The following is a 17,664-nucleotide window of genomic DNA, read 5'->3' as shown; positions in this document are numbered from 1 at the left end:
TAATTGTATTTCAGTATACCATGCATTAGAGCTTTATAGTTTAAGGACGATTTATGATCCAAGTTCTAATAAATCCCTGGAATTTACATCTGAATAAATATGGAGCTGTCCTGAAAGTGAAATATCTTTCAGTGGCAGTTATTTTATTTACGTAAAAAAGTTAGGCAACGTGCCAAAGTTGCATCGCACCGATCGGTTTCTATGAGCGGTTGGGTGAGATTTCCGACCTTACCACACAACCAGCCAAACGAGTCGTTCACCGCATAGTTCACCTTCTAAAAAAAGCCTAAGTTGAACAGAAATTTTCCTATCCATACAAAATAAGAGCCGCCCGAAAAGTCAGGTGAAAACGACTTTTCGGACAGGCCCGTCCGAGATTCATTAGCGGGATTCAAAGATTTTTTGGATGATTTGATCGTTTTTCGTCTTACCAAAGTTTTTGTGTATGCAGCTTTCTGGTTTTTCACGCAAGATGGATGCAAAGCTATTGGCCAGCTCTGCCTCACCAGCAACATGGACTTCTTTCCATCCTCGTTTGCTTTTCATTTTCCCAACGACAGAGCCCATTTCTTTATAGAAACGGTCCAGATTCTCTTTTAAACGTAAATCGAAACCATCTGTATGTCCACCGACTCCTCTTTGAATAGAAGAGATCGCCCCTTTTTGCTCTTTCCAGACAGCCAGACCAGAGTCAAATTCATAAACCGTCTCGTCGTGAATCCTCCCCATTGCCGTATCCAAAATTCGCACCTGGTCGTAACTCGGGAGTACAATTCCTGCTTCTGGGTATGCTTTTAACATATACTCCAATTCCTCAGTCATCGCATGATTTTCCCAATGAAAACTAGTTTTAACAGCTACCTGGACATAATGAACAGACCAAATTTCGGGTTCAGCTGCAGCAAATATGATGGCTCCTTTAGCCAATTCATTTTGATTCTGCTCAATTTCTTTCATCACTTTGTCTTTCACCAGACGGTACGCTGTCAGTTCCTTTTCATTTCCAGAAGCGACAAGGTATTCATCCATTCGCTTCAAACCAGACTTCAGATGAATTCGCCAAGCAGCTTGCTGTTGATCAGGATCTGCAGGATTGGTGTTTAAATACACCGACAATACACAACGATCATCACAGCGAAATGCCTTCAATTTTTTTAATTCTTCGCTAATACTCATCCAATCATCCTCCTCATCGATTCCCTCGCTCGTAGCATACCCACTGCGCAGCGATTTACAAGAAGACAGCGATGAGAATTTTTTCAAAGTGAAAAAACAGCACCCTCATTTCTAGAGGAGCACTGTTTTTCACTGGGACATTATTTAATTGACTATACTTTTATTTTGCCTCTTTGATAAAACGAGAGCAATCAGAATGATAATTGTGAGGGATAAAAATATGGTATACACGCTTCCAGTTATCCCCGCTACGATAAATCCTATGAAGGCTGCCGTGGCATTTAATAAAGCATAGGGTAATTGTGTTTTTACGTGATCAATATGATCCGCTCCAGCACCTGTCGATGATAGGATGGTCGTATCGGATATTGGCGAACAATGATCACCGAAAATTCCGCCTGACAAAACTGCTCCAATACAAACAAGCAAATGTGCATCAAGTGCTACCGCCATAGGGATAGCTATCGGTAACATAATAGCAAAAGTTCCCCAAGACGTACCCGAGGCAACTGCCATAACAGAACCAACAACAAACAAGATAGCGGGAATAATGAAAGCCGGAACATTTCCTTTCATTGCTTCTACAATGAAGTTGGCTGTACCCATTTCACCGATAACCTGACCCAGCGCCCATGCTAGAACAAGTGTAGTTGCAACATAGACCATTTTTTGCATACCCATCGTATAAATATCAATCGTCTCGCTAAATTTCTTAATTTTAAAAATCAGCATCAATAAAATGATGGTAATTGCTGCAAACAAGTAGGCCGTACTCAATGAAATACGAAAATCTCCGCCCGGCACAGGTTCGAATGGAAAGCCAAATGAGATAAGTAATCCAAATAACGTAACAAATAAAACGAGCAAAGGTAACCATACTAAAATTGCACGGCTTCCTGTCGTATACTCATCCGTCAGTTCTGCTTTTCGTAAAGGCTTAGATTCAGCCCAATACAACTGGCCTGTTTCACGAACGCGTCGTTCTGCTTTTCCCATTGGTCCAAAATCCATTTTCGTTAGCGCAATGATAGGTACTAGCAACACAGCTAATATTGCATAGAATTGAAATGGTATGACTTGGATTAAGGTACTGAATTCAGAGTCTGTAATATTCAACTTATCAAACTCTGCTTTGATCAACCCCATAATATATACGCCCCAGCCAATGAATGGAATCAACACAGCCACTGGTGAGGACGTCGAGTCAATGATCCACGCTAACTTTTCGCGTGAAATTTTCGCCTTATCGAAAATCTTTTCAAAGACAGGACCGACAATTAATGGAGTACCTAAATCCGAGAAAAAAATGATAATTCCTCCAAACCAAGCTCCCAATTGTGCTCTTGCCCGTGTAGTAAAGAATTTAGCTGAGGACACAGCAAGCGCGGCGCCACCACCTGACTTCTCCATTAAGGCGACAAAACCACCGATAAAAAATAGTAAGACTAATACCGCAGCATTATAGCTATCTGTTAACTGTGGAAACAAATAGTCTCCAATTGCTGTTGTAGTAGCCGTTAACGGATTCCCACCAACTAAGAGAAGTACGCCAATAAAGACCCCAGAGAATAATGCAATGATGACGTTCTTCGAGATGATCGCTAGAATAACCGCAACTAATGGCGGCAATAGCGAGAGTATTCCCATATGTTCCAAAGACGTTTCTCTCCTTTATATATGTAATCGCCCGTATATTCATGCAATTTACAGACTTTTTTATTATAAAGAGTTATTCGAGAGATAGCAATGCTAATTTAGAATCGACCTGTGTATAAGAAACGAGCAGTTAAATCCGCAACCTCTTGTTGGTGGTGAATTTCTTTATGTCCGTAAGGCACCGCAATAAAATCGGATAACCCTGGATAATGAACAGACTCCAATTCGATTCGTCCATCATTAACGCCCGTAATCAACTTACCCAGCCATAAATGATTGCGTGTTCCTGCTATTGCTCCTATAGAAAATGGGGAAGTTTCCGGTAAGTTCAACATTCTTATATAAGTAGCTTGCAGTGAACGTAATGTCTTGTAATAGTTTGTATACCCTTTTACTTTACTCGCTACATATGCAAGTTGGCTGCCACGGTTCGGCGTTGCAATTTGAACGCAACGACCGATGAAATCTGTAGCTTTCGTTTCTTGCAGCACTTTTCGTATGAGCAACCCACCTGTACTATGTCCGACCAAATGTATTCTTCGGTTCCCATTATTCACCAAATCGAGTAGCACTTGTTCTACAATCTTGGTGGATTGATCGAATTCATGGCGTCTTAAAGACAAATTGAGGGACCGACAATGAAATCCATGATCTTCTAAATAAATAGATAGCGTATTCATATCACGAGCACTTTTATTGAAACCATGAAGCAAAAGAACATGATCCGCCATATAACACCTCTTCTTTTTCCTAGTGTAGCATTATTTAGTTAACTTAAAGAACACACACCATAGAATAAAACTTCCGATTCTGCCCATAGTACGATCTAGGAGGTGTTTCACTATGGGGAATAAAAACAACAAAAAAACTATGAATGAACGTACTCATAATCCGTTCGATACGTATCATAACAAAAGCAAGGACGTCAGCAACAGCAACAATAATAATCCAAACGATAACTTACACGAAGAATTTTCTGCAGAATTTGATGCGAAAGCTAAAAACAAAAATAACAAAACTAATCACGACAAAAATCAATCTTCCAACAAAAGAAATTGAACAAACTGCCGCTCTTCTGAATTTCAGAAAGCGGCAATTTGTTTGAATATGAAATCATTAACTTTGCCCGATTTGAACACCTCTCACTTTACTTTTCATTTCTTTAGGGTCATGTGAAATAATAAAAGCTTTAGAAAATTGATTATAGTACTCATTATCATGTGCTTTTGGAGAAAGGATAATGAGTTTTCTTTGTAGCTTGTTTGCATAAAGTTCAAATACGGATGCTTTTCGTGTCTCGTCTAGTGCACTATCAAATTCATCTAATACAATGAAACCAGCCTGGTTCTCCAGGTTTTGAAGAAGTGAAAGCGCAAAGAGTAATGAACTCAGTGATTCTTCTCCTCCAGAGACACCTTTCCCTACCCTACCGCCTCTCGCCTTCAAACTCACGTCTTCAAATTTCCCTCGATGACCTTCTTTTCGCACATAAATAAATAGTTTGAAGATGGGACGTCCTTTTTTATCCATGAGTTTTTCAAATTTGATCTGTCCTTCAAATTGGAATTCACCCATGTATTGCTGGAAAAGCAAGTTAATCTTTTGCACTTGCATTTCAATTGCAGTTTCCAATCGATGCTCATTTTGGATGGCCCGCTCTTCATTTTCTTCGAGAAGATTCTTTGCCGAATGAAGTTCCTCTTGTTTCCGTTGGAATTCCTCCTCCAACGTTCGGAAGTTCTCTACTGCGTTGGGGTCGATATCTTTTTCATTTCGCGCATTCTGAAATTCTACCTTTGCTTGATTTTGTCTATATCGGAGATCGATTTGAGAATCCTGCTCCCGCTCTTGTGCCATCGCTTTTTCGACTAATTCAGGAACGATTTGTTTTAACTCGTCCAACTCCTGTTTTTGTTGGGCAGCATAATTTGATAAGGTAATATGTTCCTCTTCCTTTTCGGAGTGTTGTTTAGCAATTTGCATTTTCGTCGATCGACTGGTTTCTATTTGATGTTCTAATTCACTACTCTTTCTTTGTAGATCTCTCAGCGTGTTCTGTAGGTCATCTAATTCATCTTGATGCTTGCTAATTATCCGACGTAACGCAGTTAGCTCCTGTTTCAAAATCTTCATCTGCTGTTGCTGATGTTGTAACCGCTCGATTTTTTTAGTTTGCTGTCCGAACTGTTTATAGACTGCTAAGTATTCTAAGAGTACGCTACTAGTTTCCTTTTCTATATATTTCTTTTTCCATATCTCTTCCGCTTCCTGTTCATACTCTTTTTTCTGCCCTTTTAGTTGAAGTTGCTCCGTCTGCAATTGAACAAGCTGATCCATTCGATATTGCTGATCTGCTTTTGATGAGAGGAAGGCTTCCGCTTCTCTCACTTTCTGAACATCCGCGTTCCATACACGGTAAATTTCATTGTCATCTGCTAATTGTTGAGCGAGCGTATCCATATCTTTTTGAAGTGTTTCAATTTGCTGAACAAGAAAATCCCTTCGTTCTTTCAAAGCTTGCTTACTTAAAATATACGTGTGTTTCTCTTGTGGACCTCTTATTCCTTGTCTGTCCACCAGCCAGCCTTTTTGTATGGCTGGCTGTTCCGTGATGAAAAATTGTTCAATCCACCAAAGCACTCGTGTCGCGTGATTTTGTTCTTGGTGCGAGAGTCCTTCTTGCATTTTCAACCCTAGGCGTGGTAGCTCCATGATGGCTCGGTCAGGAATGAGCTTTTTCAGTGAAACATGATATAAATCGTTAACTGGCTGACAGTTTGATGCCTCATAAAAGATAGTATATTTAATCGCATCGAAAAAACGTTCTTTCTCTATTGGGATCTGATCCATCAATTTCACGAAATGACGTAAAGGATAGGCGCGAATCGTTTGTTCTTTTAAATGGCGAATGGCTTCTCGTTGTCTAACCGATTCAATTTGATTCCGCTGTAACATAGATAGCTCGTCTTTTAATAAACAGAGTTCAGAAGTATTCTTATCAAGCAGTTGTTTTCTTTCCTGCAATGACTCTTCTAAAACTGCAAGATCCTGTTCCAGTTGATGGCTAGATAAATAACGAGTTATCATATCTTGATGATTCTTACTGTTTTCTTTCCATTGTTCAATCGCCGCTACCAATGTGGATTGTTTTTGCTGGTTCTTCTCAATTAAATTCCCTGCATTGGTGGCCTGATTCTTTAACTCAATTTCTTGTTTCTCCAAGTTCTCCACTTGGTCTTTGGCTACGATAAGTCTGTTCTGTGTTTCAATTTCTGAATACGGTAATTTCGAATAGGCGTCCTGTAATTCACTTAATTCATTTTGAAGTGTATCAACTTCCCTTTCCACTTCTGTGAAACTTTCTTCTATTACACCCACTTCAGCAGTAGACTGTTCGAGTAGTTTTTCTTTTTCCTTCTGCTGCTTTTTCACCTGCTGGATTTGTTCATTCTTTTGTTCAAGTGCTAAAGAGAATTGACGCTCTTTCTCCGCAACATCTTCTAACTCAAATTCACGTTCTTCAATGTACTGCTCAATTTCCTTTCGTTCTTTCTCAGCACCCAGCTGAAGCTCATACGTGGTCAACGCATATAAGATCCCGTTATCCACCAGACGCTTTTGGTTATCTAGAAAGCGATCCCTTTGGTTTCTCGCAATAGATAAATGAAGTTCATGCTGTTTTTGCTGACTTGTCGCTACAACATATGCTTCTCGTGCCTCTTTCACAATTTCCAAACTAGTTTCCCAATCTTTTTGAATTCGGTCAATTCCATGCATTTCACTAAAAATACGAAATCGCTCTTCAGGCGCCATAACGGAAAATTGGTTGACCTCCTGCTGATACCAGATTAAATAATACAGATCGGGATGAATTTTATACTTAAATTGAAGTTCTCTTCTGTACGCAGTGAAATTATTTTTATTCACATCGCCAGAACGATACATTTGCCGTAGTTCTAACTCTTCTATTTCATCCCCATCATGAATTTCATAACGTAGTTTGATCGGTTGCTTCGGGGGCTGTTCGCAAATCAAACGGAACTCAATAAAAAGAGGACCATCGATGCGGGACACTCCTTCATTTTTGAATAAAAAATGAATCGCAGCTCTCCACGTTTCCTCTTCCGGTAAGTTTTGAGATTTTAATCCTTCAATTTCTACTTTACTTGAACGCAAAACGGCTCCCATGCAAAATGAAATGGTCGACTTTCCTGCGCCATTGGGTCCTGTAATGAGAATATGTTCATCTGCATTTTCCAAGATCATTTCTTCTGCATCGTAATCACGAATACCCGAAAACCGCAAACGCCAAGGAATCACAGAAACCCCTCCTTCTCATACAGATTGTAACGATTGAAAAATTTCATAACATCTTCTTTTGACAACTGATTCGAGTGGCTGAATTCGACCATTCGATGTAAAAACGAATCCGAAAACATGTGTACTCCGATTGCGGTTAAGCGATAGGCATCCTCTTTATCTGAGCCAAGATGAATTTCAAGTGCTCCTATTTTTCGCAGTGTATCAATCGCCAGCTGAATCCGTCTGCTTCCTTTTTTTATCTCATGCCCGAACGCTTCCAACAATTGAGATAGGAGAGTATATTCATGCTTCAATACTTCCTGTTGATAAAACATGAACAATAACACCGCAAGCGCTTCCTCTGACAAGGTGTGACGTGCAGAACGTGCAGGGACTCGTAGCATGACGACCACTTGATCACGTTCTTCATCATAAATCAACCGATAATATCTACCGACTGCTTGGTTCACACGAGATAGAAAAGAATGAAAATAGGAGTCTTCTTTAGAAACGCCCAATAACTTTTCTACCTCTTTCCGAGAGAGACCAAAATTATTCGCACGGATGGTGGCACTAGAAGAAAAAAGAATGGACATAAATGTTTGCTCTTCTCGATTGGTTAAAATACTTCGCAACGATTGTAAACTGTTTAATGAATAATCTTCATTACTCTCTTTTTCGAATGTTGAATCTTCGGTCGTCATCTCGTATCCACTCCCATTCTTTATCAAATTCTTTCACGTGCAGTTTTGGACCAATCTGTACTTTTTTATTTGCTTCCAGCCCCGCAATCCCCAGAAGCTGGCGAATCGCATCTCCCCAGACTGCCGAACTCGTTTCTATCATCGTTTCTTCTATTCCTGCTTCTTTTTTCTGTTCCAAGTACTGTTCAATCTTCTCCGTGTCAATACTCGCTTTTGTTAACAACCAGCTCGCTTCATCTACTAAGTCGTCAATCGATTGTACATCCAACGTTTCTTGCCTGAATACTATGACATGCTCTTCTTCCATATCTGTCACAACAGGCTCGTAGTTGTCCAAAAACTCTATTCCACTCTCGATATCCATTGGGGTTAAAGGACTTGCGTATTTCACTGGAATCCATATCCCATCCAGTTCTTCCCCTTCGGATTGCCCTTGATCCATAAAGCTAAAAAGCTGATGCGCATTCGGAATTTCAGATTCCAGTGGGGGATGAAACATTTTGACAATGAACGTTCGAACCTTTTCAGGAGAAATTGCAGTTTTGAGCGGCGTTTGCTGAACATTCATAAACTGAAGATACTTATTGATCATTCCAAGTGAAAGGCTTGTCCCTTCATTTAAGACACCCGTTCCACTCTGCATCAAATGACTAAGTGCAAGACTGTCCTCAATCGTCTGGAACTCATTAATTCTCGCATCTAGTTTAAGAGCCAAATCCTCCATTAACGTATGAATTACTTGCAATTGTGGCAACGCATTTCGATCGGCAAGTAGCTCCAACTCTCTCTCTTTTAGTGTGTCATTCGCATCTTTCACATTACGAATCATGCTGGCGATGATGTTTCCACCTGATATGCCTTTATCATCATACGCTTCACTGATCTCCGCATCCCTTCTAGCCTGAAACAAGGAACGCCCAATATCATCTTCCAAATAATAAGCGAGTGAATCATTGGCGAGCCGCGTTAAAGAGTGCATCATTCGCTTTCCAACACTCATCATTTTAATTTGATGCGTTTGTTTACTAATCCAGTTATTGCTTGAAAGAATTGTGACAATTTGATTTACACGCGATTTAGAAGGCGGATCGTCATCACGAAAACGAGCCTGATATCGATAGTACAAGGTTTCGGCACTATCAATCGGGTCCGTCAATCCATATGCCTCCTCATGTATTAACTCGATAATTCGTAAAAATCGCAACATCTCCAAAGGCGAGTGAAAGACAGCTTCTGAAGATAAATCTTTCATTACACCGGCTAATGAAATGATATCCCGCATGGCCCTTGTCATCTCAGGCTGCTGGGCATCCATATTGAATATCGAAATTAACTGCTTATCCACTTCCTCCATTCAATTGGCCCCCCTAACGACATTTCTTGTTCTGCCTCACAAATTGTTTCAGACCATTTTACATACTCTTCATAGGACGTAAAGACAGTGCCTTCATTACCTACGAAACGTATTATCATCTCACCCACTAGGCTAACCAAATCTCTAGCAATGATCTTACCAGCCAAATCATAATCGACCCATATCACTACTTTCCGAATAAATGAATTCCCGCAAAGTTGCTGAATAAATTTCCGATGCGCTCCACGTACCTGCCCATCTACACAGATGATCAGGGAAGACGTGTCCTTTATAAAATCAACTTCTTTTGCCATTCTCGTTAACACTGCGCGATTTTCCACTAGCCATAATACTTCTGCAGTCGTATGAAATTTCTCATCCATCACAGCAATTTCGGTAGTTGCATGAACTGTTCCAGATGAGTAGTCAGCGAATTGACCAGTTATATTCCCTGTGAAATAGATCGGAACAATAGTACCTGTACTAACAATCCCTATTTCACTGATAGGCGCGTCTATCCATTTTTCTAACCGTCGAATAAACTCATCTCGATACGAATCAAATGCTTTGGAACCCCCAATTTTTTTATAATAGGTGGCGCCAATTTCTTTAAATTCAATTTGTGATTGATGGTGTTTCAACTGAAGGAAGGCTATTAAGAAATGCGTGAACTTGCGAATTCTTTCTTTCCCCCAAGATTCCTCATCTTTCACATCTCTCAAGAATTTCCTAACCTGTTGGATGAACTCAGAAGGTAGATGAGCTGTAGACCTATCAAGTTCCTGAAGTACTGATTGACGCATTAATTCATCTGTTTCCTCTGTTTCTAAGTCTCTCAGTCGTTCATATTCTGCTACTCCAGGCCCCATACGATAAATGGAACTGCTAGGTGTTCTGCCGTCTGATTTAAAGCGTATTTCTTGAATTAACCACCCGTTTTGAAGGGCTTCTTGTAGTAATTCATTCGAAATAGACAAAGACATTCTACGAGAATTTGGCTTCAGATTTAGTTTCATGATTTCTTCAGGTGGACGGGTATCATATTCTTGAGTTGCCAGAACATTTCCCATTGTCTTAAATGTACGAGCGGTCCACTTCTGAATCTCCCATTCATTCTCGCTCACTTGTTGAATCGTTTCACCTGCTTTACAAATATAGGTTTCTAGAAACTCTTTCACCGTTCTCATAGTCGTTGTCTCCATTCCTTTATATAGGTACAGGATAACATATTTTACAAAGCCTAACGAAAAATAGTACAAAACAGATAAGCCATCATTCAGTTTCGAATGATGGCTTTCCTAGAAAGTCAAATATATGCATAATCCATTTTAAGTTTTATCTATTTTATGGTGTATGTATAGAGCTTTATGACGTTTTGTGGTTAAAAAGACAGCGGGTACAGACTTAGATTACTCACTTCTTTAGAGTTTAATTAATTATCGCGTAAACTTACTACCGAATTGGTTCATAATCGTTTCTACTTCATCGATATGCTCTGGTTTCAATAATGCCTTCATTCTGGGGATGAAACTAAGTAAATAGGCTCGATCAAAGCTATGTTCTTTCTGCTTTTGAAAACTCTCATATAGTAAGTCTCTTGCTTCCTCTGATTTACTTTCTTGCACACGCTCTAAAATAAATTCTTGAAACTTTTGTTGTGTTGGATTCATGTTAATAACCCCTATTCTAAATGTTTAGTAAATAGTATAGTCTATTTTATTTAACCATATACTATCCATTCTTCTGTCATTTTCTAACTATCGACACAGTCAATCCATCACCCGTTGGGATAAGCAAGGACTCTAATTGGAAGTGGTTTGCTACGACGAAATTGAATTTCTTCATCGTTTCAGTATAGCGCTTCGGTTCAGACTGACCTACTACACTACCACGAGCGAGCACGTTATCTGCAACGATTAGCGCTCCGGGTACGGCAAGTTGAATACAGTAGTTTAAGTAATTTTCATAATTCCCTTTATCCGCATCAATAAAGAAAAAATCAAACTGTTTTTTATTCGTGACCAGACTTTCTAGATTCCCTAACGCCTCTCCTGTCATATACGTGACTTGATCGCCAAAACCTGCCTTGGATAGATTTTGATGAGCAAGCTTTGCATACTGTTCTTCCAGCTCTAGGGATGTTAAGTTTCCTTTGCCAGTAAACCCTCTAGCAAGACAAATTCCGCTATACCCTCCGAGCGCCCCTATCTCTAAAATATTTTCTGCACCTGATATAGACACCAGCATAGTTAACAACTTACCCGAACTGGGCGATACCGATATTGCAGGCATTCCATTTTCATTTATTGAAGAAATCACTTCTTCCAATAATCCATCCTGTGGACAGAATACCGCATCCACATAGTTATTCATTTCTTTCATCATTTTCTACCCCTTTCTTTACAGGTTCCTCTGAAACTTCTACTGTCTCATTTACTGTGATTTCACTTTCCTGAATCTCGAATAGATTAATGAATTCGTTAATAATCATATCAATTGCTTTTAACTCTCCAACCAAAACAGAATGAATCGATGTAAATTCTGGTTCGTTCAGCTGTTGTTTAATGGTGGCACGCTTTAGATTCATCATGTCGAGAAAAGCAATCGCTCTTCCTCTTCTAAAGGTTTTTGCACCATGACGATGGGAGCGTTCCTTCCCTCTATGAGCTCCTTTATGGTAAGGTGTATCCAATCTTTGAATTTCATTAGATTCTTCTTTCACTTCATCACACCTCCATTAGTATACATTTGTATACACGCCTAATTGTATACATATGTATATTATAAGTCAAAAATAAAAAGCTCTATTATTTAGAGCTTTCAACTTGTAGACAAACTCCCAAAACTAAAAAGTATGCTCACAACCTTTCATTTTACAATTTTCTTAGCACTTACTGTTTATTCTATAATATGAACTTAACCATCGCTTTCAATCATTCAGATGAAGAGGCAATAACAACTAAAAAATCAATGAAATACGCTAGTTGATCGTAGTGGAAGGCGGCGACTCCTTGGGGATCAGCGTGCGTCTTGAGACCCCGCAGTAGCGAAGCGGACGAGGAGGCTCAAGCCACGCCCCCAGGAAAGTGTCAGTCTGGAACGTAGATCAACGGTAACCTTCCCACTTCCTTTCTTTTATCTACGATCTTAAAGCTCTATTATGTAGAGCTTTTCAATATATGACGATTGCTATAAAATTCAGCTACCTTACTAAACAGCGATGCCAGCACTTGCTGAAAGAGCATGCCGAACACAACCGGCATGGCCACTTTTGCCGGAAAATAAGTAGTCGCAACTACGACGCCGGTTGCGATATTGCGCATCCCCCCCATATACATAAACGTCGAAGCAATGACCGGATCTTTCCATAGAACATAACCAATTGTAAGAGCAGCTGCATATCCAGATGCCGCAATAAACAATACAAGTAAAATAATGCTGACCAGTTCCCACGAAATAACTTTTACGTAAGGAGCCACTGCACTTCCGTTAATGGCAACAATCGCGAATAAACTCAGCTTCGAAAACGGGGCCAATTTCGGGCTCCATGTTGACTGGATCTCCCCTTTTGTCCATTCATTCAGCAAAATACCGAGTAGTGTCGGCAACACGATCATCCAAACTAAATTTAAGATGAGCGAAGTAGTATCGACTGCAATTTCTTCGCCAGCTACTACATGAAGAATGGCAGGCATGACGACTGGAGCGAGTAGCGTATCGACCAAAATAATAGACAGACATAATGGTAGATTACCTTTCGAAATGGAAACCCAAATTACGCTTGTCACACCCGTTGGCACCGCCACAGCGAGTATAAAACCAATCGTCAGCAAGTGATCATAAAAAAACAAAGTGGACAGGAAATACGCCCAGGCAGGCATTAGAATATGCAAAAAAGCGATGCTCACCAAGACAACCCCTGGATGTTTCACAATCATTCGTGCTTCCTTCACATTCATGCCCAAACTGCCCACAAACGTCATAAACGCAAACAGACCAGATACAAGAAACAGTAGTTGCTCTCCTACTTGATGAAAGAGAACACCCATCAGTAAACTAAGCGGCGTCAAAATGGCGATTCTTCTTTGCAGGAATGTATTTAATTTAATAAGCATAAGACATGACCTTCTTTATGTTGTGCAGTCAAATCGTATACAGACTGCGACTAGTAGTTAAATCATACATTACATCTGCATATTTCAGAAAACAAGTGTAACCTATCATGATAGAGGTTCTTTCCGAAAAACGCTGACTACTCATACTAATCAGTTGCGCCCCCAATAAAAATAGCAACGTCTTAGAATATGATGGAATATTCTAAGACGTTGCTTATCTTATACAAAATAGAGACTTTAATTCTATACACATGGTTTCATTCATTGTGTAGAGGATAGGACACGTTCCATAACAGCTTGAACTACCTTTTCAGCGGTATCCATTTTAATAGCTTCTTCTGCAAGAGTTGCCATCTCACTGGTATTCAATAAACTAATTTGTTTACGGCTCTTTAAGATGGACGATGCACTCATAGAAAACTCATCAAGCCCCAAGCCAAGCAATATTGGGATAGCTACTTCATCTCCTGCCATCTCACCGCACATCCCAACACTCTTCCCTTCACTATGTGCAGCCTCAATGACCATCTTAATAAGCCTTAAAACGGCAGGGTTACAAGGTTGGTATAGATAAGAAACTGTTTCATTCATCCGGTCGGCAGCCATTGTATATTGAATTAAATCATTGGTACCGATACTAAAGAAATCAACCTCTTTAGCAAATATATCCGCTTGTACTGCAGTTGATGGAATTTCAACCATAATACTAATTTCTATATCATCCGCAACTTTTATATGATTAGCTAGTAGAGACTGCTTCTCTTCTTCCAAAATAGCTTTTGCATTTCGAAACTCATCAATTGTAGCAATCATCGGAAACATTATTTTTAAGGATCCGAAAAGACTAGCCTTTAACAATGCTCTCAACTGTGTTCTAAACATTTTTTGCTCTTGTATGCATAAACGAATGGCCCGGAATCCTAAAAAAGGATTTGTTTCAATTGGAAGATGTAAATATGGAGTTCTTTATCACCGCCTACGTCAAGGGTCCGTACTACTACTGGTCTATCTTTCATTGCCTGAAGCACTTTTTTATAAGCAGTAAACTGTTCTTCTTCTGTAGGCAACTGATCTCTGTCCATATACAAGAATTCCGTTCTATAAAGGCCGATCCCTTCAGCCCCATTTGCAATGACACCTTCTAAGTCAGAGGGCGTACCTATGTTTGCCGCTAACTCAATTTGCTTTCCATCAGCAGTAACAGTCACTTGATCAACAAGTTTTTCCAATTTTTTCTCTTTATCTATCTTTTTTGTTCTTGTTTATAAGATACTATGACGTCATCAGAAGGATTAATATGTACCTCACCAATCAAACCATCCACAATGACTAAATCACCATCTTCAATTCGGTCTGTTGCTCCATCCACTCCTACAACAGCTGGAATTTCCATGGAGCGAGCCATGATTGCCGAGTGAGAAGTTCTTCCCCCTATAGTTGTGATAAAAGCTTTTACAAACTCTTTGTTTAATTGAGCTGTATCGGAAGGTGTCAAATCTTTAGAAATGATAATGACTTCTTCGTCAATCATACTCAAATTAACGATTTTTACATGTAGAAGATGGGATAAAATGCGTTTTGTCACATCGCGAATATCTGAAGCTCGTTCCTTCATATATTCATTGATTAAAATGTACAAAAAACCAGCCACTAGAGTTGAGAATACTAACAAACAACACAACAAGGTAGACAGGCTCTCATTCTATCACGGATTTGCGGGTTTAACCTCACGTGAAAATCGTTACGACCAAAAATGTGAAACTGCGCATTACATTGAAGCGATGCCTATTGACTATATATAGCTTTGTTCCATCTGCGTTTGGTAGCTATACGGACCGACGGAGTACTGGCATATCCGTCATTTAGACGCGTTGGGCTGCCAGGTTTACTTGAAGTTGCCTACAATTTGTTCTTTTTATAAAGAATGTGCGTTTTCTTCTTTAGAAGTACGCTTTCGTTGGTCCTAAAAAACGATATACGATAGCGTTTGAAGCCAGATTGCTAAAACACTATATTCAATCGACAATTACATTTACCTAGTGCTTGACGAAAATACACCCTTCTACTGTAGGACGCAGCATGTCTTCAGAAGTGCAGATTTTTTTCTATCGTCGATCACTCATCTCTCTTCAAACAAATGAAAACGTTTGTCTATAACCTTCAGGAAGCGCGTATTGAAAGTCATATCGAGAAGTTAAATAGTGCAGAACGCTGGCGTCTACACGTACAAAAATATTTTCTTATCACGGATGGAAAGACCCGCTTGCGTTGGACTGTCTAACACGGTAGGGATTAAACTGCATGTTGGTCGTAAGAACGAAACCGAAATGCCTCTGTCGAAACGACCGGTTTGAAACATGACGGTCCTGTGTGAAAAGAGCTTGAAGACAAGAGTTTCATCCTAGTTGAAAGTATGGCTTATTTCTCCTTGGATAAAATAGGTGAATACCTAATGAGCGTCCAAGACTTCGTGTTACGTCTGAAAAATAGCATCCAGCTGAACGCAAGAAATCCCTCAATGGCAGCCGCTCAGAAGACTCGGATGTATGGCTGACTTGCCCTGTATAATGGGAACACCATAAGACAATGAGTCGACATCACGTTGTGCCATTCACAGGCTATGACGGAAAGTATATGCTAGTCATTACAAGCCTTTGGAATGTCACCATTGAGGAAATGGTTGAAAAATACAAATTCTGCTGGGCGATTGAATCCTTTGCCACTGGGTGAAACAAAACTTGAATGTTACTGTTTAGTTTAAAACAATGAAAATACCAAATTCCACTTCAATTCGCCGCATACGTTCTTCTGTAGTTCATACACACTAAAAGGAGGCAAGTGAACTCACTGCCAACACTTATGCGAACTTTCAACAACTGCTTCTTTTGGACTAACCTTTCTATCGAATGACATCTTAGAATAAAGGTTATTTATGAGTGTCATGAACGAATTTATTACGCAATAGCAGATTAATTTTGGTTATTCAGAACACGTGATAAATACATTTTAAAACAGCTTCAGCAAGTCTGACATGTCCTCAATTTTATAGTCATAACTATCTACATCTCCAAATCCATATTCCGCATATACAAATCGAATACCTGCATAAGCAGCAGCATCCCGATCCCCTTGTGTATCACCAACATAAACAGGAGAATTCAAGTGATTTCTATCGATGATTAATTGAATATTTTCACCTTTTGACAATTTTGTTCTCCCTGGATTTTCAAAATCCAAGAAATATTTCTCCAATTTATGATACGAGTAAAAAGATTCGATGTACCCTTCCTCACAATTACTTACTATAAACAGCTTGTACTTTTGTGAGAGTTTTTCCAGAACATTTTCTATCCCCTCAAAGAGTTGCCCTCCCTCTTTGGTCAAATAAATTTGTTCGTTCTTACAACATTCTTTTATTAGCTCAAGTTGATGCTCTTCATCTAGATATGGAAACAACTTCTTTGAAATTTCTCGGATTTGTAAACCCATTGTTCCTTTCAGATCTTCCTCAGTAACTTCTCCTTCGGCATAAGGTGTTCTTTTAACAACTTCTGACCAAGCTTTAGAAACCGTCCTTCGAGAATCCCACAATGTACCATCTAAGTCAAAAATAATACTATCCACGTATACGTCCTCCTCGTTTATATACAATAATAACCCGAGTCATATAAAGATAGAATCGACTCGGGTTTTCTTAATAGGTTCAGTTAGTGCGTGCCAAATTAATTTGCTCAATAAATTTCTTCGCAGTTTCTGTAATTTGTTCATAGCCTTGTTCATCTGGTTTTCCAATAAGACTTCCACCTGCTCCAACTGCTACAGCACCGGCTTGAATCCATTCTCTCACATTTTCTACATTTACTCCGCCTGTTGGCATGAGGTTCGCCTGCGGGACAGGTCCTTTGATAGCTGAAATTACTTTAGGACCCAGAAGTTCTCCTGGGAAAACCTTCAGTAGTTCAGAACCAGCTTCTAGACCTCTCACCACATCTTTAACCGTCATAACTCCTGGCATATAAGGTATTTGATATCGATTACAAAGTTTAGCAGTTTCTTCATCTAAATAGGGGCTAACAATATACTCAGCTCCTGCCAAAATAGCAATTCTAGCAGTTTCAGGATCCAATACAGTACCGGCCCCTATAATAATATCTTGTTTAAATTCTTCTGCTAATTCTTTGATCACGTCTGTTGCTCCAGGAACCGTATAGGTAATCTCAATAGCAGCCACACCACCTTTAAGCGAGGCTTCTGTTATTCTTTTTGCCTTTTCTGCATTTTCTGCTCTGACAACTGCAACTAATCCACTCTCGTGAATTTTTGACAGTACATTTCTTTTTAGTTTCATACTACCGCC

Annotated in this window: 14 protein-coding genes and 1 pseudogene; 1 reads left to right on the top strand and 14 read right to left on the bottom strand. The window is 39.6% G+C overall.

Annotated elements, in window-relative coordinates; genetic code table 11:
• Nucleotides 1-381 precede the first annotated feature (381 nt).
• The 3 genes from GD002_RS07110 to GD002_RS07100 all read right to left on the bottom strand — a co-directional run bounded on the left by GD002_RS07110 (nt 382) and on the right by GD002_RS07100 (nt 3,563).
• On the bottom strand, nt 382-1,176 hold the full coding sequence (locus tag GD002_RS07110; protein WP_153731653.1) for a VLRF1 family aeRF1-type release factor: 795 nt from the start codon (nt 1,174-1,176) through the stop codon (nt 382-384).
• Between the two features lie 144 nt (nt 1,177-1,320).
• Nucleotides 1,321-2,823 (bottom strand): Na+/H+ antiporter NhaC family protein, encoded by a 1,503-nt coding sequence (locus GD002_RS07105; RefSeq protein WP_228548325.1) that lies wholly within the window; start codon nt 2,821-2,823, stop codon nt 1,321-1,323.
• Nucleotides 2,824-2,930: 107 nt separating this feature from the next.
• Nucleotides 2,931-3,563, bottom strand: coding sequence for a lipase family alpha/beta hydrolase (locus GD002_RS07100; RefSeq protein WP_153731651.1), 633 nt, complete (start codon nt 3,561-3,563; stop codon nt 2,931-2,933).
• Between the two features lie 112 nt (nt 3,564-3,675).
• Between GD002_RS07100 and GD002_RS07095 the strand changes: the two genes are divergently transcribed.
• Nucleotides 3,676-3,891, top strand: a complete 216-nt coding sequence (locus GD002_RS07095) for a hypothetical protein (RefSeq protein ID WP_153731650.1) — start codon at nt 3,676-3,678, stop codon at nt 3,889-3,891.
• A 57-nt stretch (nt 3,892-3,948) separates the two neighbouring features.
• On the opposite strand, the gene GD002_RS07090 is transcribed toward GD002_RS07095, so the two are convergent.
• From GD002_RS07090 to GD002_RS07040, 11 genes and pseudogenes are all read right to left on the bottom strand, one after another.
• Nucleotides 3,949-7,152 carry a coiled-coil domain-containing protein gene (locus GD002_RS07090; RefSeq protein WP_153731649.1) on the bottom strand — a complete coding sequence of 1,068 codons (3,204 nt, stop codon included), beginning with the start codon at nt 7,150-7,152 and terminating at the stop codon, nt 3,949-3,951.
• Nucleotides 7,149-7,838 carry a hypothetical protein gene (locus tag GD002_RS07085; protein WP_153731648.1) on the bottom strand — a complete coding sequence of 230 codons (690 nt, stop codon included), beginning with the start codon at nt 7,836-7,838 and terminating at the stop codon, nt 7,149-7,151. The genes GD002_RS07090 and GD002_RS07085 overlap by 4 nt, the downstream gene beginning before the upstream one ends.
• Nucleotides 7,801-9,192, bottom strand: coding sequence for a hypothetical protein (locus GD002_RS07080; RefSeq protein WP_153731647.1), 1,392 nt, complete (start codon nt 9,190-9,192; stop codon nt 7,801-7,803). Before GD002_RS07080 ends, GD002_RS07085 begins: the two co-directional genes overlap by 38 nt.
• Nucleotides 9,168-10,379 (bottom strand): DUF2399 domain-containing protein, encoded by a 1,212-nt coding sequence (locus tag GD002_RS07075; RefSeq protein ID WP_194841500.1) that lies wholly within the window; start codon nt 10,377-10,379, stop codon nt 9,168-9,170. Before GD002_RS07075 ends, GD002_RS07080 begins: the two co-directional genes overlap by 25 nt.
• Nucleotides 10,380-10,628: 249 nt before the next feature.
• Complete coding sequence (locus GD002_RS07070) at nt 10,629-10,862, bottom strand: hypothetical protein (RefSeq protein WP_153731645.1); 234 nt, start codon at nt 10,860-10,862, stop codon at nt 10,629-10,631.
• Between the two features lie 76 nt (nt 10,863-10,938).
• Nucleotides 10,939-11,574 (bottom strand): O-methyltransferase, encoded by a 636-nt coding sequence (locus GD002_RS07065; RefSeq protein ID WP_153731644.1) that lies wholly within the window; start codon nt 11,572-11,574, stop codon nt 10,939-10,941.
• Entirely contained in the window at nt 11,558-11,914 is a 357-nt protein-coding gene (locus GD002_RS07060; protein ID WP_408020081.1) for a hypothetical protein, read from the bottom strand. The genes GD002_RS07065 and GD002_RS07060 overlap by 17 nt, the downstream gene beginning before the upstream one ends.
• A gap of 436 nt (nt 11,915-12,350) precedes the next feature.
• Nucleotides 12,351-13,307, bottom strand: a complete 957-nt coding sequence (locus GD002_RS07055; RefSeq protein WP_153731643.1) for a bile acid:sodium symporter family protein — start codon at nt 13,305-13,307, stop codon at nt 12,351-12,353.
• A gap of 261 nt (nt 13,308-13,568) precedes the next feature.
• Nucleotides 13,569-14,931, bottom strand: a pseudogene (gene ptsP / locus GD002_RS07050) (phosphoenolpyruvate--protein phosphotransferase); the annotation flags it as partial.
• 1,382 nt (nt 14,932-16,313) lie between these two features.
• A complete protein-coding gene (locus GD002_RS07045; RefSeq protein WP_153731642.1) occupies nt 16,314-16,931 on the bottom strand; it encodes an HAD family hydrolase in 618 nt (205 codons plus the stop codon).
• Nucleotides 16,932-17,010: 79 nt separating this feature from the next.
• A complete protein-coding gene (locus GD002_RS07040; protein WP_153731641.1) occupies nt 17,011-17,655 on the bottom strand; it encodes a bifunctional 2-keto-4-hydroxyglutarate aldolase/2-keto-3-deoxy-6-phosphogluconate aldolase in 645 nt (214 codons plus the stop codon).
• Nucleotides 17,656-17,664 lie beyond the last annotated feature (9 nt).

The organism is Sporosarcina obsidiansis, assembly GCF_009651005.1.
Lineage (GTDB): Bacteria > Bacillota > Bacilli > Bacillales_A > Planococcaceae > Sporosarcina > Sporosarcina obsidiansis.
The sequence above is the reverse complement of the archived record's forward strand: the minus strand, read 5'-3'. Positions and strand labels throughout refer to the sequence as shown.